This window comes from Paenibacillus sp. FSL R7-0331 (assembly GCF_000758645.1).
Classification (GTDB): domain Bacteria; phylum Bacillota; class Bacilli; order Paenibacillales; family Paenibacillaceae; genus Paenibacillus_AQ; species Paenibacillus_AQ camerounensis.
On the sequence record NZ_CP009284.1, the window covers coordinates 791,442 to 811,158 of the forward strand.

Genomic DNA, 19,717 nt, shown 5'->3' on the forward strand with positions numbered 1-19,717 from the left:
TTAGGTTGAGGAGGGGGTTGTATGAAAAACACTCTTATTGGATCAGTATTTTTATTCTGTGGGACTATTGTCTGTTTAGCCATTATTATATTGGCGACTAACTTTTTGCCATCTGTAGATACTTATAAAGGAACCAAAATATGGTTCGCTATATTTGGTGCATCTGGTTATAAAAGCTATAGTTTGAATCTAGGTATACCATTTACTATTGGGCTAATCTTCGTGGTCCTAGGAACTATTGTTTTGATTAAAGAGTTAGTTGGGAATTATTTAATAAAAAATTAGTTGGGTACTGAAAAATAATCACTTAAATGAAAAGATGGTCTCCGAGGTAGCCCGGGGCCATCTTTTTTTTACCTACAGACAAGTCAAATTCGCCAAATCATCCATCATGTTCAAAATATCAGCTGCCAAATCACGGGTTTCGTACATCATTTTCCTTAATGAACATTGCTGCACAGGCGGAGGACGGGGTACAGTCGGGATGTAAACGGATTCATGTTGGACGAGATGAATTTTTATTAAGGAAGTGATCGCATAATGGCAGCTCAGCCGCAAATCAGTGGGGCAGCCCGCAAGCAGCTTAAGAGGAAAGATCAGACGCCGCTGTGGAAGCATGTTAAGCAGGAATGGAAGCTCTATTCGTTCCTGGTCATTCCCGTACTTTATTTCCTGATTTTTAAGTATGCTCCGATGCTGGGGAATATTATTGCCTTCCGCAAGTACAGGGGCGGGCCGAATATTTTTGGAACGGAATGGGTCGGCTTTACTTACTTTGAAATGTTCATGAAGGACCCGACCTTCTGGCGGGCATTCTTCAACGATCTGACGCTGAGCGTGAGTTACCTGGTGGTTAAATTCCCGCTTACCCTGCTGTTTGCGCTCCTGCTCAACGAAATCCGCAGGCTCAAATGGAAAAAATTCGTCCAGACCGTATCCTATCTGCCCCATTTTATCTCGATGGTTATTGTTGCAGGGATGATTAAAGAAATCCTCTCCTTAACCGGTCCGGTTAACAGCCTCCTGGACACACTTGGACTTGAGAAAATCGCCTTCATCTCGCTGCCGGAATGGTTCACACCCATCTATGTTACGTCCGGGGTATGGCAGGGGCTGGGCTGGGGAACGATCCTCTATCTTGCTGCAATGACCAGCATTGATCCGGCACTGTATGAGGCAGCCAAAATGGACGGGGCCAACCGGATGCGTCTCGCCAAGCACGTTACGATTCCCGGTATTCTGCCGACGGTCATGGTGCTCCTGATTCTCGACATCGGCAGCATTCTAAGCTCTAATTTTGAGAAGATCCTGCTGCTCTACAATCCGCTTACCTATGAATCGGCAGATGTCGTCTCCACCTATGTGTACCGGATGGGGATCACCGGCGGTAATTTCAGCTATGCGACTGCAGTCGGCCTGTTCGAGGGCATTATCGGGCTGATTCTGGTGACGACGGCAAACACAGTATCCAAGCGGACTACGAAATCAAGCTTATGGTAGAAAGGAGCAGAGAACATGAAGACCAGCAGAACCTTCAGTCTGTTTAACATCATTAACAGTATTTTTATGATCCTGATTGTGCTGTTTACCCTGTATCCGTTCGTCTATCTGGTGGCCCAGTCCTTCAGCTCGGAGGCGGCGATTTATGCAGGTTCGGTCTCGATTTTTCCGGTGGAATTCACAACGAAGACGTATCAGGTCATTCTTAGCAAGCCGGACTTTTTCTTATATTACTGGAATACCCTCGTGTACTCTGTCATCGGTACTTTTATAGCTGTAGCTGCAACCGCAGTCATGTCTTATCCGCTCTCCAAAGATAAACTGCGGCTGAATAAGTTTTTTATTCCCTTCGTGCTGTTTACGATGTATTTCGGCGGCGGACTCATTCCCAACTACATTCTGGTAGCCAAAACCTTAGGGCTGCGGGATACCATCTGGGCGATTGTTATTCCGGGAGCGATCAGCGCGTTCAATGTCATTCTGATGAAGACGTTCTTCGCCGGTCTGCCGGGTGAGCTGGAGGAGGCGGGGCGTGTTGACGGCCTGGGGGTATTCGGGATTTTTACACGGATCATTCTGCCGCTGTCGAAGCCGATACTCGTCACCATTATGCTGTTCGTGATGGTTGGGATGTGGAACAACTGGTTCGGCCCTTCCCTGTATCTGCAGTCGAAGGAGAAATGGCCGGTGGCTCTATATCTGAAGCAGATCATCGATAATGCGATCAGTCCGACGGAAATCGGAGCCACCTCCGACCAGACGAGCCAGATTGCCGCAAGTGTAAAATCTACAGCCATGGTGCTAACGTCATTACCGATTATCTGTATCTATCCTTTTGTCCAAAAATATTTCGTACAGGGCATGATGATCGGGGCTGTCAAAGGGTAACGGTATAACCGGATGTGCATACTGCGCTCCGTTATATACAAGCTTGAACCATAAAGGGGAGGCACAATATGAAATTCACGAAATCAGTAGGCATGGGATTGATGGCAATGCTGCTTGTGTTTACTTCGGCCTGTTCATCCGGTAACAACGGTGCAGCGAACAGCAATAAGCCGGAAGCGACGAAGGCGGCGAATGCGGGGGCTTCTAATGCGGAAGCGGGTAAGGCTGAGGATTATACTTTTGGCGAGGACCAGACCTTCCGCTCCAATGAGCCGGTCAGCTACTCGATGATGTACAGTGACCATGAGAACTATCCGTACAAAGCAGACTGGAGACTCTGGAGCGCCATTCAGGAGAAAACCAATGTAACCTTCGATCTGGCTATTACAGCCAGAACCGAATACGAGAATCAGAAATCCCTGCTGGTCAACAGCGGTGATGCCCCTTATATTATTCCCAAGACTTATGATGAATCCGCTTTCGTAGCATCCGGCCAGATCGTTCCGGTCAGTGACTGGGTCCAGTACATGCCGAACTATTCCAAGGCAGTTAAGGACTGGGGGATGGAAGGGGACCTGAAGATGAAGCTGCGTGACGACGGCAAGTACTATGTGCTTCCGGGCATGTGGGAGATTGCGGGCGGCGGCTACTCTTACATTATCCGTAAGGATGTTTTTGAGGCGGCCGGAGTGGATGTAGAGGGGGAGCAGGGCAACTGGACCTATGAAGAATTTGCTGCAGCCTTGAAAAAAGTAAAAGATTACACCGGCTCCCCATACGTTATCTCTGACCAGTTCAAAGGTGAATCTGCCCTGAATATCGCTGCTGTGCAGTATGGCGTTACCGCCGGCTGGGGGATTTCTAGCGGCCTGACATTTGATAACGACAAGCAGCAGTTCACTTTTGCCGATAACTCGGATGATTTCAAGAGCTTCGTGGGCTATTTCAATAAGCTCGTCGGTGACGGCATTCTGGACCCGGAAACGTTCACCCAGGAGGACGATGCGGCACAGGCGAAGTTCTTCAAAGGCGATACCTATGCCATCAGCGGCGTATACCAGGTACTCGCTGACTTTAAGAGCAAGGTGCAGGACCCCAATGCCGAATTGTATATGATTACCCAGCCTGGCGGTCCGAAAGGCAAGCTGCAGATCGAGAACTCCCGGCTGGAGAATGGCGTTATGATCAGCCAGAATGCGCTGGATGACCTGGGTGAAGAGGGCTTTATCAAAATGCTGCGCTTCATCGACTGGTTCTGGTACTCTAATGAAGGCCAGATGCTGAGCCTGTGGGGTGTAGAGGGCGAGACGTATACGCTTGATGCAGACGGTAATGTAGTGCTGAATCCGGATATTTACTATAACGGAATGAATGAAGGCGCTCCTAAGCAGCTGAATGTTGATTACGGGTTCGCCGGCGGGATGTTCGCTTACGGCGGCTCGGAGAAGCTCCGCTTGTCCAAAATGACCGAAGGCGAGCGTGACTTCATGACCCGTATTCAGGATACACGCGAGACGCGTAAGCTGATCCCGCCGATCATGGCGACGGCCGAGGAGAGCGAGCAGATGAAGCTCATCTCCACCCCGCTCATGGATTACGTCAAAACGATGACCCTGAAATTCGTCACCGGCCAGGAGAGCCTGGATAACTATGATAGCTACAAAGCCCAAGTAGAGGCTAACGGCAGCACACGTTACACGGAGCTGGCAAACGAGATTTTTGCGAAGACTAAGAGTTTGCTGGGATATTAGGTTTGTTGGAATGCTAGGTTTGTTGAAATAATATAGTTGTTAGGATACTAATGGTTGTGACAAGCCAGGCGCTGTTTCCCTTTTGGGGAGGTGGCGTTTGGCTTTTTGGGGTGGGATTGTGTTGGGGGAAGTGGCAGAAGGTGGAGGAGTACAGGAATGGGGGTGTCAAGGAATGGTTAGAAGGGGGATGGTATGAGGATCGGCGTTTAGGTGGCGCGATGTGCGAAGTGAGGGTGTGGGAGTAACAAGAGTAATAAGAGAAGTGAGCGCGGATGGCTGAATGTGCGAAATGAGAGGCAAAATACCTTTGATTTGGGCGTTGGCGGCACAAGTATGCGAAATAGAGGGACTTTTCCCTTTAAGCAAGCTCAAGAGAGCCGGAAATATGCGAAATAGAGGGATTTTTCCCTTTAAGTAGGCTCAAGCGAGCTGGAAATGTGCGAAATAGAGGGATTTTTCCCTTTAGCAAGCTCAAGCGAGCCGGAAATGTGCGAAATAGAGGGACTTTTCCCTTTAAGCAAGCTCAAGAGAGCCGGAAATGTGCGAAATAGAGGGATTTTTCCCTTTAAGTATGCCTAAGCGAGCCGGAAGTGTGCGAAATAGAGGGATTTTTCCCTTTAAGCAGGCTTAAGCGGACTGGAAATATGCGAAATAGAGGGATTTTTCCCTTTAGCAGGCTCAAGAGTGCCGGAAGTGTGTGAAATAGAGGGACTTTTCCCTTTAAGTAGGCCTAAGCGGACCGGAAATGTGCGAAATAGAGGGATTTTTCCCTTTAAGTAGGCTCAAGCGAGCTGGAAATGTGCGAAATAGAGGGATTTTTCCCTTTAGCAAGCTCAAGCGAGCCGGAAGTATGCAAAATAGAGGGATTTTTCCCTTTAAGCAGGCTCAAGCGAGCCGGAAGTGTGCGAAATAAAGGGACTTTTCCCTTTAAGCAGGCTCAAGCGAGCCGGAAGTGTGTGAAATAAAGGGACTTTTCCCTTTAAGTAGGCCTAAGCGGACCGGAAGTATGCGAAATAAAGGGACTTTTCCCTTTAGCAAGCTCAAGCTGAGCCGCGAAACCGGCTAAGTCCGTGCCGGTCCAATCAGCCTCGCGCCACGCAGAGGCAAAAAAAAACGGATACCCCCCACAAAGGGGAGTATCCGCTCCACTATCCACAAAGTAAATGTTAAGCCTCCATCTTCTGCGCCGTGTAGAGCCGGTGGTAGAGGCCCTTGCGTGCAAGCAGCTCTTCATGCGAGCCGCTTTCGGCGATACCCTTGTTAGCCACGTACATAATGCGGTCGCAGTTCTTCACGGTCGACAGGCGGTGCGCGATGATGAAGGAGGTGCGGCCCTTGAGCAGCTCGTTCAGCCCCTTTTGCAGCAGCCGTTCGGTCTTGGCATCAATCGAGGAGGTTGCCTCATCCAGGATGAGAATGCGCGGATCGGCCAGCAGCGTTCTGGCGAACGAGATCAGCTGCCGCTGCCCCTGCGAGAGCTTGGAGCCGCGCTCATTGACCTCGGTCATATAGCCCTGCTCGAACTCGCGGATGAATTCATCGGCGCAGACGGTTTTGGCTGCAGCGATGACTTCCTCTTCCGTAGCATCAAGCTTACCGTAACGGATATTATCCAGAATCGTGCCGGAGAAAATAAAGCTGTCCTGCAGCATGATGCCCATCTGGCTGCGCAGCGACTTCATCGTTACCCCGGCAATATCCTCGCCGTCGATCAGAATCCGGCCGCCGGTGAGGTTGTAGAACCGGGAGATCAGATTGACGACGGTAGTTTTACCGGCCCCGGTTGGTCCAACCAGAGCGACGCTTTCGCCGGCCTTGACGTCAAAGGAGATGTTCTCCAGAATATTCAGCCCCGGATCATAGGCGAAGGTTACATCGTCGAAGGTTACCTGCCCGCGTGCTGGCGGAAGCTCCTTAGCACCTGGCACGTCGCTGACCGTAACCGGCTCATCCAGTGTCTCGAAGATCCGCTCCAGATAAGAAACGGCATTAATAAAGCTGTTGTAAAGGTTGGACAGGTTGAGAATTGGCTGCCAGAAGCGGCCCGCGTAGCTGCTCATAGCGAGAATGACACCGAAGGTGGCATCCTGGGGACTCAGCGTCAGCAGGCCGACCAGAAAGATCAGCGTCATAACGGTCGTAGCCAGATTATCAACGGTGAACGGGATGAGTGAGTTATACCGCAGGGCTCTCATCCATTCGGTCCGGAAATTACCGGCGAGCTTGGTGAAGGTTCCCTCATTATGCTGCTCGCGTGAGAACATCTGGGTGACGCCAATCCCGCTGATGCTCTCCTGCAGGTAGGCGTTCAGATTAGAGCTCTTATTGGAGACAGCCTGCCAGGCCCGGCGCTGCTTGTTCTTGATAAGCAGCATAATGCCGAGGAACACGGGCAGCCCGGCCAGTGTTACGAATGAGAGCCGGACATCGACCGCGAACATGAAGGCCGCGATAAAGATCAGGTTCACGATTTCCAGGATAAAGTTGATAATTCCGTTAGACAGTACATCCGAAACCCCATTGACATAGTTTACAACCCGGATCAGGATTTTTCCCTGCGGACGGTCATCGTAATACTTGAACGGCAGCTCCTGCAGATGCTTGAACAGATCCGTCCGGATATCAAAAATAATATCCTGCCCGACCTTAGTCATTATACGTGAACGGATCGTTGCCAGAATAACACTGACTACAATAGTCACCAGCATTAGCGCTGACCAGCCGACCAGTGCGCCTTTGGCTTTGGCCGGGATCGTCACGTCAACAACATGCTGCATGATCAGCGGTGCTGAGAGGGAAATTGCAGCCGAGAGGGCGCTCAGAATGAATGCGAGAATCATCGGTTTCTTTTTACGTCTGATATAGACCATGGCACGCCGGAAATGCTTAATATTAAACGGCGACTCCAGATTCTCATCGACGTCGAATCTATTCCTTGCCACTCTGGCTCACCTGCCTTCCAATACCTTCGTTTTGCAGCATAAATACATCGTAGTAATAACCCCGCTTCGCCAGCAGCTCGGCATGTGTGCCTTCTTCAATCAGGCGGCCGCGGTCAATAATCAGAATACGGTCTGCTTCACAGGTGGTAGATACCCGCTGGGCAATGATGATCTTCGTGCACGGATATTCCAGCTCACGCAGACTGCGCTGGATATGCTCCTCCGTCTCCAGATCGACCGCAGAGGTCGTATCATCAAGAATCAGAATCGGCCGGTGCACAGCGAGTGCCCGCGCCAGCGCAATGCGCTGCTTCTGTCCGCCGGACAGACCGACGCCGCGCTCACCGACTACCGTATCGTAGCCTTCCGGCATTTTGGTAATAAAGTCGTGGGCTGCAGCCTTCCGGGCATATTCCATCGCATCCTCTTCGGGCAGATCAGGATCGCCGTAAGCAATGTTGCCGTCTATCGTATCCGAGAACAGCAGCACATCCTGGGTAGCCATCCCGATATTGCCTCGCAGCTCATCAAGCTCCAGATTGCGCACATCCACGCCGTCCACCAGCACTTTGCCTGAGGTTGCCTCATAGAAACGGGGGATCAGGTTGATAATGGTGGTCTTGCCCGCACCGGTTGAACCCATGATAGCGACCGTTTCACCAGGCTCAACAGTAAAGCTGATATCATCCAGGACGAGAGCGCTGTCATATTTGAACCGGACGTTCTGAAATTCGATTCGGCCTTCGTACCGGCGCTTCTGCACAGGGTTATGCTCATTGGCAATTGCCGGCTTGGCATAGTAGATGTCGATGATTTTGGATAAGCTGGCAAAAAACCGCTGAATATCATTAATAATAATACCGATATTGCGCATGGGGTTTGAGATCGCCCAGATCAGTGAAGTGAAGGCTGCAAACTCCCCGAAGGTAATTCTTCCTTCCATCAGGAACAGGCCGCCGGCCAGCATCAGGATGACGTTGAACGCCTGGGCAAAGCTCTCCAGATACGGGAAGTAATCAAGCCAGACGAGTGCCGCCTTTTTGTTGGCCGCCGAATAGTTCTTATTCTTGTCTGTAAATTTTTCAATTTCAAATGCTTCGCGGGCAAATGCTTTGACAACACGATTCCCGGAGATGTTCTCTTGTGTGGTCGTATTCAGCTGGGACAGCCGTTCACGCAGGTCGATATACATCGGGCGTACGCGCTTGGCAAATATGTAGGCCACAATAAAAATCGGCGGTGCCAGGACCAGCATCCATAAGGTCAATACCGCATCAATGGTGAAAAAGTAAATGACAGCGGCTGCAAAAATCGTCACCGACTCGATAATCGTCTTAAAAATCCACGCCATCGAGTGCCGCACCATATCCAGATCACCGGTCATTTTGGTCATAAGGTCACCGGTACGGTTGCGGTCGTAGTACTCACGGTCCTGCCCCTGGATTTTGTTGTACAGATAAATACGGATGTTGTACATCATGTTCTGCGAGGAACGCTCATACTGCATTGTTGTCAGATAGGCCAGACCGGTACGCAGCAGCGAAAAGCCGATCATGCCCAGACAGAGTGCAATCAGCAGTCCGCGCTTATCGGTCAGATTCTGGGCTGCATGATCGCCGGCTATGAACGTGTCGACAATGCGCTGACTGATGTACGGGTTGACAATGGTAAGTGCGGAACCCACCACCGAGAGGCAGAGTGCCAGAATATACCTTACCCGGTTTCCCTGCAGGTTCTGCCACAGCCACTTAAGCTCAAACATTTCATCACCTGTTTCTGTTTGTTCTGTTCACGTGTGCTTCTTACAAACGAATAAATCAGAGTGATTATAACACAATAATCAGCCGATACCCGCCGCATGGAAGATTTGTTGTTACAATCACTTGAACGGGCTGGAATGCAGCTTTATCATCGCAGAATTATGGCCTGAACACCATGTGCAGATTAGTTATATTCAACTTTTACCTTGCATATTTCAGTAAGCTTATCCACTATTAAAAGGGTATTATTACCAAAAAAATGCTGACTTCGCGGCTTAATGAGTGAGGCAGACGGGGGACGATGTTTGTTGGGAGATTGGATTATCCGGAATGTGAATGACGGAGATGAAGAGACGGTAGCGTCATTTGGCTTTGCGCTGCATATGCATTACCTGTATCACGGTGATTTTGAGCAGAAGAATATGTTTTTGGCTGGAAAAGAGAACGAAGCGCTCGCAATCGCCAATTTGACTTACCATGATACGTTCCACGCAGCCGGGCATGATGATGATCCGGGCTTTATCCGCTATCTCACCGGTGAGATCAGCTTTGCCGGCGAAGATGAGGATGAAGCTGTTAAGGACGCCCTGCTCAATGCGCTGATTGCTCGGACACGGGAGATTAAGGCACAGCATCCGGAGAAACGGATTGTGCTGAATCAGTATATTGACCCTGACAATCTTGCGGAGCAGAGCTATTACCTGAAGCGCGGCTTTACTATTTACGAGAGCATTGTTATTTTAAAATACGATCTCAGCCGTCCGGTTCCTGCATATCCATTGCCGGAAGAAGTGCAAATCCGCCCCTTTCTGCTGAATAATGATGAGGCCCGCGAGAAATACACCCTGGCAGAGCAGGACTCCTTCGACGGGGTAGCCTGGAGCCTTAACCATCTGGCCTGGATGCAGGGCACTCCTGAAATAGTGAACTTCTGTGCCTTCAGCGGTGATCAGTTTCTCGGCAACACCTCTACCTGGAGAATTAGCGATAGCCATAGCGTTACGGAGAACGTGTTCGTTATTCCGCAGTGGCGCAGCCGGGGCATCGCCCGGAACCTGCTCTGCACCGCACTTGCATATCTGAAGGAGCAGGGCAAATCCGTTGCTACCCTGGGCACCTACGGCACCAATAAAAAAGCCATCCGGCTATACACTCAGCTTGGTTACGAGCTGGACGGCTTCCGGCTGACGCTGGGCTACGAGCTGGATTAACCTTCCGGCAGAGAACGATACGTTAAATGGGCAGCCGGGCTGGAATAGCACTAAACAAAGGGACTATGTTACCCCGTAAACGGGCGGCATAGTCCCTTATTAAGTATTTTCCAATCGTTAAATATCAGTGCGAAGAGGAAGCTGCCGCAGCGGAAGAGGCGGCGGCTACGGCAATTGCCGTCTGCTGGGCAATGACGATATTGGTCAGGCTGGTGGAGAGCGCCGAGGCCAAGATGCCGCTTTGTACGGCTTCAATATGCTTGTAGGATACCAGGGCGGCGCTGAGCAGCAGCAGCTCCTGCTTGGTGACGGACCAGCTGCCGAAGCCCTTTTGGGTCCGCAGATAATCATGGGTATCCGAAATATCCTGGACAAGCGTCTCATCGTCTGCCGGCAGCAGGGATAGAACACCGAGCGAGGATAACGTGTATTCTCTGTCCATCCGGAGTCCCCTGCTGCGGAAGGCATCGCGCAGAGCAAGCACACGTGCAGCAGCCCCGGGCGTCTCTGCGCCCAGCGCCAGCACTTGTGTCAGCGCCTGCACACTGTTGCCTGACAGGAATTCCGGCTTCAGCTCCGTGTACAGTTGCTCCATCCGGGCTGCACCCTGCTCGGGCTCCAGATCCGACAGCGCGAGCATGGCGGAGAAGATATAATCATCCTGCCCGGTCAGAAAACGGTGATATTCCTTCATGCTGTCATAGAACTGGCGGGTTCTGTCAGCCATACGCTGATGCTGGTCAAAGGCGGAATGGGCAGCAATCTGGTACGCAGCGGCGACCAGATAATCGGAGGCCCGCAGCTTGCGTTCCTTCAGCAGCTCATAAACAGCCAGAGTATCGGAGAGCTGTGTCTTCCTGTCACCTGACAATGACAGCAGGGCAGCAATACAGACTGACAAATTGCCCCGGAACGTTGAAAATAGGCCGGTTGAGCTCTTGATCAGCTCGCTGCTGTCACGGATAGCGTCAAGGTCCGCCGCTTTATTTTCTACTGTGTACAACAGAGCAGCCAGCCGGTTGATCTGTCCGCTTTTCCAGGCAAAAGCCTTTTTAATCTGCTGGTTATTCTGAACGAATAAATCAAGCCGTGCTGCAAAATGTTCCTTCATAGTGAGCTCCTCTCATTAATTCGCGGATAGTCCATATGAAATATTTTACTATAATTAACATAAGGGCAGGTATAGGAATATTGGGAGAAATAACCCGGCTGCCCGGATTATGGGGGTTCTTTTTGGCGCGATATGCTAGAATAAAGGAGCTGCCGCAAGCCGCAGCAGGGAACTCAAAACGAATGGAGACATGAAATAATGAATGAATTACCGAATTGTCCGCAGTGCAGCTCAGTCTACACCTACGAGGATGGAACACAGCTGGTGTGTCCGGAATGCGGGCATGAATGGACTGCCGGGGCAGAGAACGGGAACAGCGAAGACGTTAAGGTGGTTAAGGATGCCAACGGAAATGTGCTGAGTGACGGAGACTCTGTAACGGTAATTAAGGATCTGAAGGTCAAAGGGAGCTCCTCCGTGCTGAAGATCGGGACGAAGGTAAAGAACATCCGGCTGGTGGACGGCGATCATGACATAGATTGCAAAATCGACGGCTTCGGCGCGATGAAGCTGAAATCGGAGTTTGTGCGGAAGGCATAATGTTCTGGAAGACAGAGACAAAGCTGCGGAGAAGGTGCCGCAGCTTTTTTGAATAGGAGCGGGCAGGATTAGACAATATTTTTATGATAAACTGGAAGGTAAAGGCGTTGCTATAGGGAAACAGGAGGATGAGGAATGAGTTTTGTTGCTGTAAAGAATGAATACAAGCGCTACAAGATGGGCGAGACGATGATTATTGCCAACGATGGAATCGATTTTGAGATTAATAAAGGTGAATTTGCGGTCATTGTCGGTCCCAGCGGTGCGGGCAAATCGACTGTGCTCAATATTCTGGGCGGTATGGATTCGGCTGACGAAGGCCAGGTTATTGTGGATGGTACCGATATTGCCAAATTCAACAGTAAGCAGCTGACCGGCTACCGGCGTAATGACGTGGGCTTTGTGTTCCAGTTCTACAATCTCGTTCCCAATCTGACCACACTGGAAAATGTCGAGCTGGCCTCGCAGATCTCCCCGCGTGCGCTGGATGCACGTAAAGTGCTTGAGGATGTAGGCTTAGGGGAGCGGCTGAACAATTTCCCGGCCCAGCTGTCCGGCGGGGAGCAGCAGCGTGTTGCGATTGCCCGGGCGCTTGCGAAGCAGCCGAAGCTGCTGCTCTGCGACGAGCCGACTGGAGCACTGGATTATAACACCGGCAAGCAGGTGCTGAAGCTTTTGCAGGATACCTGCCGGAACACCGGAACAACCGTCATCGTCATTACGCATAATCTGGCGATTGCGCCGATGGCTGACCGGGTGATTGAAATTAATAACGCCAAGGTACGGAAGATGGTTGTTAATCCTGCGCCGGTATCCGTCGACGATATCGAATGGTAAGGAGCAGACAACGATGACGAAACGGGCATTATGGAAGGATACTTTCCGCGAGATCGGGCATACCAAGGCCCGCTTTATTTCGATTTTTGCGATTATTATGCTGGGCGTCTGCTTCTTCTCGGGGATTAAGGCTGCCGGACCGGATATGCTGGATACCGCAGGGACCTTTTTCAAAGAAAAGCAGCTGATGGATCTGAAGGTGCAGAGCACCCTCGGCCTGACAGAGGATGAGCTTACGCTGCTGAAGGACGTCCCGGGGGTTGCCGAGCTGCAGCCGGGTTATAGTTCGGATGTGTTCGCCGGTGATAACGGGACGCTCCTTAAAGTGTTTTCGTACAATCCGGACCAAGCGCTTAACCGGTACCGCCTGATGGACGGGCGTCTGCCGGAGCAATCCGGGGAGATTGTGCTGGATGACCTGCTGTCCGTGGAGTATGCACTCGGTGATAAGATTGTGTTCACCGGGAACGGTACAGAGGCGGGCCTCTCAGGAAGCTTCGTGACGCCGGAGTATACCGTTGTCGGATTCGCCCGCAGTCCGCAGTTCATTGAAAAAAACAACCGCGGCACGAGCACAATCGGCAAAGGCACTACAGATGCGTTCGCCGTCATTTCAGAGGCGGATTTTAAGCTGCCGGTTTACACGGAAGCGTATCTGTCTTTCGGGGATACTGCCGGGATTAAAGCGTACACTGCGGAGTATGAAATGCTGCTGGAACAGCATACAGAGGCAGTGGAGCAGGTGATGGCAGGTGTGCCGGAAGCGCGGCTCTCCGGGCTGCGCGCTGACGGGGAAGCGGAGCTTGCCAAGGGGCGTGCGGAGCTGGAAGCTGCCGAGCATCAGCTCGCGCAGGCGGCCGGCCAGCTGACGGAAGAGCAGCGGCAGGCCCAGGCGGGAGCAGGCAGCGAAGCGGCTGAGCAGCTGGAAGCAGCCAGGGAAGAGCTGGCTGAAGGGGAAGCGCAGCTGGCGGCGCTAACGCTGCCGAAGATCTATGTCACGGACCGGAATGCCAATCCGGGCTATGCCGAATATAAAGACAACGCCGACCGGCTGTCGGCGATTGCCAGCGTGTTCCCGGTGTTCTTTTTCCTGATTGCGGCGCTGGTCAGTTTGACAACCATGACGCGGATGGTCGAGGAGCACCGGCTGCAGATCGGTACACTGAAGGCGCTCGGCTACGGCAACCGTGACATTATGGCTAAGTTCCTGGTCTACGGCACGCTCGCCAGTCTGGCGGGAGCTGCAGTCGGCTTAGCTGTAGGGTTCACCCTGCTGCCGGCCATTATATTTGATGCCTACAGCTCGCTGTATAATCTGCCGGATCTGATTAAGAGCTTCTATCCGTCGTATTCAATCATTTCTATTATAGTAGCGCTGGTCTGCACCACCCTTACAGCCTGGTTCGCTGCCCGGGTGGAGCTGCGGGGCAACGCTGCCGTCCTGATGCGTCCCAAAGCGCCGAAGAGCGGCCAGCGTATCCTCCTTGAGCGGATCACCTTTGTCTGGAAAAGGCTGAGCTTTGTCCAGAAGGTGACAGCCCGCAATCTGTTCCGCTATAAGCAGCGGATGTTCATGACGGTATTCGGGGTGGCAGGCTGTACGGCGCTGATTCTGACCGGCTTCGGGCTCAAGGATTCCATCGGCAGCATCGCACCGAAGCAGTTCGGCGTCATTATGAAATACGATGCACTGGTAGCCTTGCAGACGGACGCCACAGCGGAAGCTCAGCAGTCTTATGAACAGCTGATCAGCGGTGAACCGGCTATTACCGGTACACTGGATGTAGCCCAGGAGACGATGACCGCACGGGCCAGCGGTGTTAACGATCAGGATGTGTACCTGTTTGTACCGGAAGCTGCTGATTCGCTGTCCGATTATGTATCACTGCAGGATCGCAGCACCGGTGAAGCCCGGAAGCTGACGGATGAGGGGGTTATTATCTCCGAGAAGCTGGCTAAGCTGTACGGGCTCAAAGCGGGAGATACCCTGACCCTGGCGGACAGCAAAAATGAGCCGTTCGGGCTTCTCGTGACAGGAATCACCGAAAATTACGTAATGCATTATGCTTATATGACCCCGGCGTATTACACTTCCGTATTCGGCAAAGAGCCGGTATTCAACACCTCTCTGCTGAACTATAACGCACCGGACAGTGCCTGGGAGGAGCAATTCGGTGAACGGCTAACCGCTAACGGGCGTGTAGCCGCAGTCAGCTTCTCAAGCAGCGTCGGAACTGCCTTTGACGATACGATGAAAAGCATGGATGTGGTCACGCTGGTACTGATTGTGTCCGCAGCGGCATTGGCCTTTGTTGTCCTCTATAATCTGACCAACATTAACGTGTCTGAGCGGATCCGCGAGCTGTCGACCATCAAGGTGCTGGGCTTCTACGATAATGAGGTGACAATGTACATTTACCGGGAAAATATTCTGCTGACCCTGCTCGGCATCGCCGCCGGTTCGGGCCTCGGCATTGTACTGCACAGCTTCGTCCTGCAGACGGCCGAGCTGGATGCGACGATGTTCGCTCCGGTTATTGAGTGGCCGAGCTACATTTATGCGGCGGTGTTGACTATGCTATTCTCAGGCATTGTTATGGCCTTCATGCATATCAAGCTCAAACGGATTCATATGATTGAGGCCCTGAAGTCGGTGGAATAGGCTGTCGGTGGAATAGGCTGTCGGTGGAATAGCATGATTAAGACCCTTCCGGGAAGCCGGGAGGGTCTTTTTGCTGCGGCGGGTTTACCGCAGCTTCATATGCAAGATCGGGAACGGGTTGCCCTGTTCATCCAGTTCAGAGCGATCAGTTACATAAAACCCCATATGCTCATAAAAGCCATGTGCCTGTGGATTCTGTTCATTCACATCCACGCTTTGTACATTCAAATGCTCAATGGCATGGGTAACAAGCTTTTTGCCGATACCCTGTCCCATGGCCCCGGGGCTGACGAACAGCATTTCAATTTTATGGTCCTGCACGCCCATGAAGCCGAGCGGCTCCTTACTGTCAGCGGTATAGAGGAGCAGCTGGTCTATTCCGCGGAGTCCTTGCAGGACAAGGGGGCGCAGGGCTGCAATGTCTTTTTCGGAGAGAAAAAGATGCGTAGACTGGACAGAGGTCTCCCAGATGTTGAGCAGCTTTTGCAGTAAGGATTCGTTGCGGGAGGGGCTGGATAAAGAGTTGATCATCGGTGTACTCCTTTATCTTAAATTCATAGTAAATAAGCGCTGGCCGGAAAAACAGGCAGCTTCATCAATGAGCTAACTTTAGTTTAAAGGATAACCAACCCGGTTACATAGAAAGAGTCGAAGGATTTAGTAATTGAATAGCCCTAGTCACCAACGAGTGGAAATCACAGAGGAGGAATGTACGATGAGCAATCAATTTACGGTTCAAGACCCTACCACACAATATCAGAAAGCCACAGAGGCATTCGAGCAGCAGCAGCCTGCTCCTGGGCTGGAAACGGAAATGGTTCCGAAGCCGGATGACGGCGCGGAAACCTATAAGGGCAGCGGACGGCTGACCGGACGCAAGGCGGTAGTTACCGGAGCGGACAGCGGGATCGGGCGTGCGACGGCGATTGCTTTTGCCCGCGAAGGGGCTGACGTTGTCCTGGCCTATATGCCGGAAGAGGAGGCCGATGCGCGGGAGGTCGTTAAGCTCGTTGAGGAAGCCGGACGCAAGGCGGTCGCCATGCCGGGCGATCTTAAGGATGAGCAGTACTGTGAGCAGCTGATTGCTACCGCGGTAAAAGAGCTCGGCGGCATTGATATTTTGGCGAATATCGCGGGCATGCAGCAATACGTGACTGACATCGCCGATCTGACGACAGAGCAGTTCGATGCTACCTTTAAGACAAATGTATACTCGCTGTTCTGGCTCTGTAAAGCAGCCATTAAGCACATGAAGCCGGGCAGCACGATCATTAATACCTCTTCGATTCAGGCTTATACGCCTGCACCGATTCTGCTGGATTATGCGACGACGAAGTCGGCAATCAATACCTTCAGTAAATCACTTGCCCAGCAGGTAGCTGAAAAAGGAATCCGCGTCAACGTTGTAGCGCCAGGACCTGTCTGGACTCCGCTGCAGATCAGCGGCGGCCAGCCGGTAGAAGTGCTTAAGGACTTCGGTGCCAAGACACCGCTCGCCCGTCCCGGACAGCCGGCCGAAATGGCACCTGCATACGTGTTTCTGGCCAGCCAGGAATCGAGCTATGTCAGCGGTGAGACGCTGAATGCGAACGGCGGCATGCCTACGCCGTAAGCGATAGGCGCTGCTGCGAAGCGGCTGCCATGATAGCAATAACCACAGCCCCCGGCTGTAGGCCTGAGCATGCTCAGGTCTATCGGCCGGGGGCCTTTTGGCGTGCTAATGATTAGGAGACATGCCCGCTCGGCTAACGGACACAGATGACGTTAATGACGTAATTGGGCGGAATTTACTTATCCAACGGACTCAGGTAACCTTATTTGGCCTAATCCTATGTCCAAGCAGCCCTAACTGCACAAATGACGTCATCTGAGTCCGTTAGAGGATGATTAACCGGAATAAGCGGAGATTAACGGCTCCTGAGTCCGTTACAATCTGAATCCAACTGTTTTCCCGGATAAGCCTGATTCGTAGCACTTCCCGGCCGGCGCAACGTACCTTTCAAATAAATGTGTCACTGCAAATCCCGGAATTCTGCACAGTTAGTGTGAAAGACATCTTTCCATGAATTCATGCTATAGTTAACCCAGACAGCCTTGCCGCTGATTTATACGATAAAAGAGGTAAACCATGCAAATCCAGATCGGAGACCAGACCCTGACGCTGAACGTCCAGTACAGTAAAGGTAAAAAAATATCGCTGAAAATAGACGGGGCCGGCCGGCTCAATGTTAAAGCCCCCAAGGGGACAGCGGATGAGGTTATTCTTAACGCAGTTCAAGGACATAGTGCCTGGATTACAGAGAAGCTGCGCAGCCTGGAGGCGGCCAAGCAGGTACCGCAGCCGAAGGCATATGAAGAGGAAGGAAGCTTTTTATACCTGGGTAAGGAGTATCTCCTGCATGAGCTGATCGGGACCGGTGAGCGGGATGCGGAGGCGTTGAAGCTTGCGCTGAAGAAGTTTTATTTTAACAGTCTGAAGAAAGTGGTTGCCGAGCGGATGCCGCCCTATCAGAACCAGCTGAAGGTTAAGCCGAAGTCGTTCGAGATCGTAGAGTCCCGGACCAAATGGGGGAGCTGCAGCGCAGATAAAAAGCTGACCTTCAACTACAGGCTGGCTATGGCTCCGCCGGAGGTAATCGACTATGTCATTGTTCATGAGCTGTGCCATCTGCTGCATATGAACCACGACCGGTCCTTTTGGCGGCGGCTTGGCGGCATCATGCCGGACTATAAGGACAAGGAGGAATTCCTTGCCCGTTTCGGCGGGTTCATGACCCTGTAATTCACGGGCTCCGGTAACCGGACCCGTCTAGGCGATTGAAGTGGCAGGATGCTTGATGCCCCCGGGAAAAGCGTCACCGGAGCAGGCTCTTACAAACAATCCGCTGTCATAAGGAGCGCTGCTTATTTCAAGCCCGCTGTAATCAGGCGTGTAATGAAAGATAATCCGTGCCGTGCTGCTACCCGCAAGCTTAGACAGTATGGCATTAATATCGGGTGCCTTGCGGCTTATAACGTCATACATATGCAGCTCATTCTCCTCCTGCTGACATATCACAATGACCTCTTCCTCCTCCAGGTAATAGAGATCCCCGCTGAACACATTCAGACAGTAAAACATCAGCAGCCCCAGGCCGCCGTCTGTACCGAAACGCTGCGAGACCGGCAGACGCCGGGAGGCGAAGGTATGAATGAATGCCAGATCCTCTGAGCAGGAGCCATCCAGTTTGCGTATAAAGGTCTGCTTCGCGGTAAGGGACTGCTGAGACCCATATGCGGCAGTAAAAAGCTCTTCCCGGGCCGTAGTGAAGCCAAACCGCGGATAGAAATCCAGCACACTGTCATTGGCGAACAGATACATGAAATCACAGCTGCCGCTGTAGGCCTCCATGACTTTGTTCATTAATGCTGCGGATAAGCCCTGCTGCCGGTAATCGGGATGTGTCATCACGGTGCCGAGCTGAACGGCTTTTTTGACGCGGCCCCCAATAATAACATCCAGCAGGCTCACCGAGACATTCGCAACAATCTGCTCCCCCGCAGCATAGGAAAACGGGATATACCGTTCGTCCCAGAAGCCCGCCTGATACCAGCGGTTCAGCTTCAGGCCGAACGTATCCGCAGCAAGCCGGGTGAAGCTGGTCCTCAGCTGGTCATTTTTTTGTAGTCTGTAACAAACTGCAAATGATCCATATCTATGCCCCCTAATATTGATCCCTACATGTTACCTGTACCCCTCACTGCTTCAATACTCCACCCCGCGTACCCTGGCAAAAATCATCGTATCCCGCAGCTGGCCGTCCACATCACATTTGTCATTACGGAGGATGCCTTCGAGTGTGAAGCCGGACCGTTCAGCTACCTTGGCGCTTTGTGTATTACGGGAATCACAGCGGATCTCAATCCGGTTCGCTCCCAGCTCTCCCGCTGCAAAGTCTGCAATGGCCTGCACAGCCTCTGTGATATATCCTTGTCTGCTGTAAGATGTCCGTACCCAGTAACCGATTTCAAATTTACGTGTCTGCCAGTCAATCCGGTGCAGGCCGCTGCTGCCGACGAGGATTCCGGTGTCCTTATGGAACAGAAGCAGGCGGATGTCCTTGCGCTCCAGGAACTCCAGCCGGGATCTGCGGATGCTGGCCTCAGACTGTTCCGGGGTAGGAAGGCTGTTGGCCCAGGGCATCCAAGAACGAAGCTCATCCAGGCTCTCGCGAACAGCTTCATTAACTGCGGCACCGTCTCCCCATAATGCCGGCCGGATCAGCAGTCGTCTGCTTTCAAAGTGTTCAGGAATATCGAAAAGAATGGGCTCTAACGGAGAGTTTTCCATAGTACCGCCTCCTGGTGGTTCTTATAGGAATTTTGTCCTAACTATATACCACCTAAGTATACTAAGAACGCTATCTAAAGAGTAATAAACTTTCCTCCTTCGTGTAATTCACAATCTTTGGGCGGAGCGTTATCTTATATAGTAAGAAATGTTCTTTATTAAGAACTATGCAGGATGTCAGTAAG

At 51.9% G+C, this 19,717-nt stretch carries 16 protein-coding genes; 10 read left to right on the forward strand and 6 right to left on the reverse strand.

Annotated elements, in window-relative coordinates; translation table 11 throughout:
* The first annotated feature begins 21 nt into the window (after window positions 1-21).
* The 4 genes from R70331_RS03410 (at window position 22) to R70331_RS03425 (ending at window position 4,139) form a co-directional block, all read left to right on the forward strand.
* Window positions 22-285: a hypothetical protein gene (locus tag R70331_RS03410; RefSeq protein ID WP_042172883.1), complete on the forward strand. Its 264-nt coding sequence runs from the start codon at window positions 22-24 to the stop codon at window positions 283-285.
* A 255-nt stretch (window positions 286-540) separates the two neighbouring features.
* Window positions 541-1,500: an ABC transporter permease gene (locus tag R70331_RS03415; protein ID WP_042172885.1), complete on the forward strand. Its 960-nt coding sequence runs from the start codon at window positions 541-543 to the stop codon at window positions 1,498-1,500.
* Between the two features lie 15 nt (window positions 1,501-1,515).
* Window positions 1,516-2,388, forward strand: a complete 873-nt coding sequence (locus R70331_RS03420) for a carbohydrate ABC transporter permease (RefSeq protein ID WP_042172886.1) — start codon at window positions 1,516-1,518, stop codon at window positions 2,386-2,388.
* 68 nt (window positions 2,389-2,456) lie between these two features.
* Window positions 2,457-4,139, forward strand: coding sequence for an ABC transporter substrate-binding protein (locus R70331_RS03425; protein WP_042172887.1), 1,683 nt, complete (start codon window positions 2,457-2,459; stop codon window positions 4,137-4,139).
* A gap of 1,166 nt (window positions 4,140-5,305) precedes the next feature.
* Here R70331_RS03425 and R70331_RS03435 read toward each other — a convergent pair.
* Both R70331_RS03435 and R70331_RS03440 read right to left on the reverse strand, forming a co-directional pair.
* Complete coding sequence (locus tag R70331_RS03435; protein WP_042172889.1) at window positions 5,306-7,081, reverse strand: ABC transporter ATP-binding protein; 1,776 nt, start codon at window positions 7,079-7,081, stop codon at window positions 5,306-5,308.
* Complete coding sequence (locus tag R70331_RS03440; RefSeq protein WP_042172890.1) at window positions 7,068-8,843, reverse strand: ABC transporter ATP-binding protein; 1,776 nt, start codon at window positions 8,841-8,843, stop codon at window positions 7,068-7,070. The genes R70331_RS03435 and R70331_RS03440 overlap by 14 nt, the downstream gene beginning before the upstream one ends.
* Window positions 8,844-9,149: 306 nt before the next feature.
* On the opposite strand from R70331_RS03440, the gene R70331_RS03445 reads away from it, so the two are divergent.
* Window positions 9,150-10,052 carry a GNAT family N-acetyltransferase gene (locus R70331_RS03445; RefSeq protein WP_042172891.1) on the forward strand — a complete coding sequence of 301 codons (903 nt, stop codon included), beginning with the start codon at window positions 9,150-9,152 and terminating at the stop codon, window positions 10,050-10,052.
* A 124-nt stretch (window positions 10,053-10,176) separates the two neighbouring features.
* On the opposite strand, the gene R70331_RS03450 is transcribed toward R70331_RS03445, so the two are convergent.
* Entirely contained in the window at window positions 10,177-11,163 is a 987-nt protein-coding gene (locus tag R70331_RS03450) for a DUF4003 family protein (RefSeq protein ID WP_042172893.1), read from the reverse strand.
* 198 nt (window positions 11,164-11,361) lie between these two features.
* On the opposite strand from R70331_RS03450, the gene R70331_RS03455 reads away from it, so the two are divergent.
* The 3 genes from R70331_RS03455 to R70331_RS03465 all read left to right on the forward strand — a co-directional run bounded on the left by R70331_RS03455 (window position 11,362) and on the right by R70331_RS03465 (window position 15,202).
* Window positions 11,362-11,703, forward strand: coding sequence for a zinc ribbon domain-containing protein YjdM (locus tag R70331_RS03455; RefSeq protein ID WP_042172895.1), 342 nt, complete (start codon window positions 11,362-11,364; stop codon window positions 11,701-11,703).
* Between the two features lie 135 nt (window positions 11,704-11,838).
* Complete coding sequence (locus tag R70331_RS03460) at window positions 11,839-12,540, forward strand: ABC transporter ATP-binding protein (protein WP_042172897.1); 702 nt, start codon at window positions 11,839-11,841, stop codon at window positions 12,538-12,540.
* 13 nt (window positions 12,541-12,553) lie between these two features.
* A complete protein-coding gene (locus tag R70331_RS03465; protein WP_042172899.1) occupies window positions 12,554-15,202 on the forward strand; it encodes an FtsX-like permease family protein in 2,649 nt (882 codons plus the stop codon).
* Window positions 15,203-15,286: 84 nt separating this feature from the next.
* On the opposite strand, the gene R70331_RS03470 is transcribed toward R70331_RS03465, so the two are convergent.
* A complete protein-coding gene (locus R70331_RS03470) occupies window positions 15,287-15,733 on the reverse strand; it encodes an acetyltransferase (protein WP_042172901.1) in 447 nt (148 codons plus the stop codon).
* Window positions 15,734-15,917: 184 nt separating this feature from the next.
* Here R70331_RS03470 and R70331_RS03475 point away from each other — a divergent pair, with 184 nt between their 5' ends.
* Entirely contained in the window at window positions 15,918-16,814 is an 897-nt protein-coding gene (locus R70331_RS03475; RefSeq protein ID WP_042172904.1) for an SDR family oxidoreductase, read from the forward strand.
* Window positions 16,815-17,330: 516 nt separating this feature from the next.
* Window positions 17,331-17,984 (forward strand): M48 family metallopeptidase, encoded by a 654-nt coding sequence (locus R70331_RS03480; protein ID WP_042172906.1) that lies wholly within the window; start codon window positions 17,331-17,333, stop codon window positions 17,982-17,984.
* 27 nt (window positions 17,985-18,011) lie between these two features.
* Here R70331_RS03480 and R70331_RS03485 read toward each other — a convergent pair whose 3' ends face one another.
* Both R70331_RS03485 and R70331_RS03490 read right to left on the reverse strand, forming a co-directional pair.
* On the reverse strand, window positions 18,012-18,917 hold the full coding sequence (locus R70331_RS03485; RefSeq protein ID WP_331281509.1) for a GNAT family N-acetyltransferase: 906 nt from the start codon (window positions 18,915-18,917) through the stop codon (window positions 18,012-18,014).
* 30 nt (window positions 18,918-18,947) lie between these two features.
* Window positions 18,948-19,532, reverse strand: coding sequence for a GNAT family N-acetyltransferase (locus tag R70331_RS03490; RefSeq protein ID WP_042172910.1), 585 nt, complete (start codon window positions 19,530-19,532; stop codon window positions 18,948-18,950).
* Window positions 19,533-19,717: the final 185 nt, after the last annotated feature.

Excerpts from the sequence above, each read along its gene's own strand:
- R70331_RS03480 (WP_042172906.1), top strand. The coding sequence starts at position 17,331 with ATGCAAATCCAGATCGGAGACCAGACCCTGACGCTGAACGTCCAGTAC.
- R70331_RS03450 (WP_042172893.1), bottom strand. The coding sequence starts at position 11,163 with ATGAAGGAACATTTTGCAGCACGGCTTGATTTATTCGTTCAGAATAAC.
- R70331_RS03465 (WP_042172899.1), top strand. The coding sequence starts at position 12,554 with ATGACGAAACGGGCATTATGGAAGGATACTTTCCGCGAGATCGGGCAT.
- R70331_RS03490 (WP_042172910.1), bottom strand. The coding sequence starts at position 19,532 with ATGGAAAACTCTCCGTTAGAGCCCATTCTTTTCGATATTCCTGAACAC.
- R70331_RS03415 (WP_042172885.1), top strand. The coding sequence starts at position 541 with ATGGCAGCTCAGCCGCAAATCAGTGGGGCAGCCCGCAAGCAGCTTAAG.
- R70331_RS03425 (WP_042172887.1), top strand. The coding sequence starts at position 2,457 with ATGAAATTCACGAAATCAGTAGGCATGGGATTGATGGCAATGCTGCTT.
- R70331_RS03455 (WP_042172895.1), top strand. The coding sequence starts at position 11,362 with ATGAATGAATTACCGAATTGTCCGCAGTGCAGCTCAGTCTACACCTAC.
- R70331_RS03440 (WP_042172890.1), bottom strand. The coding sequence starts at position 8,843 with ATGTTTGAGCTTAAGTGGCTGTGGCAGAACCTGCAGGGAAACCGGGTA.
- R70331_RS03470 (WP_042172901.1), bottom strand. The coding sequence starts at position 15,733 with ATGATCAACTCTTTATCCAGCCCCTCCCGCAACGAATCCTTACTGCAA.
- R70331_RS03460 (WP_042172897.1), top strand. The coding sequence starts at position 11,839 with ATGAGTTTTGTTGCTGTAAAGAATGAATACAAGCGCTACAAGATGGGC.
- R70331_RS03420 (WP_042172886.1), top strand. The coding sequence starts at position 1,516 with ATGAAGACCAGCAGAACCTTCAGTCTGTTTAACATCATTAACAGTATT.
- R70331_RS03410 (WP_042172883.1), top strand. The coding sequence starts at position 22 with ATGAAAAACACTCTTATTGGATCAGTATTTTTATTCTGTGGGACTATT.
- R70331_RS03475 (WP_042172904.1), top strand. The coding sequence starts at position 15,918 with ATGAGCAATCAATTTACGGTTCAAGACCCTACCACACAATATCAGAAA.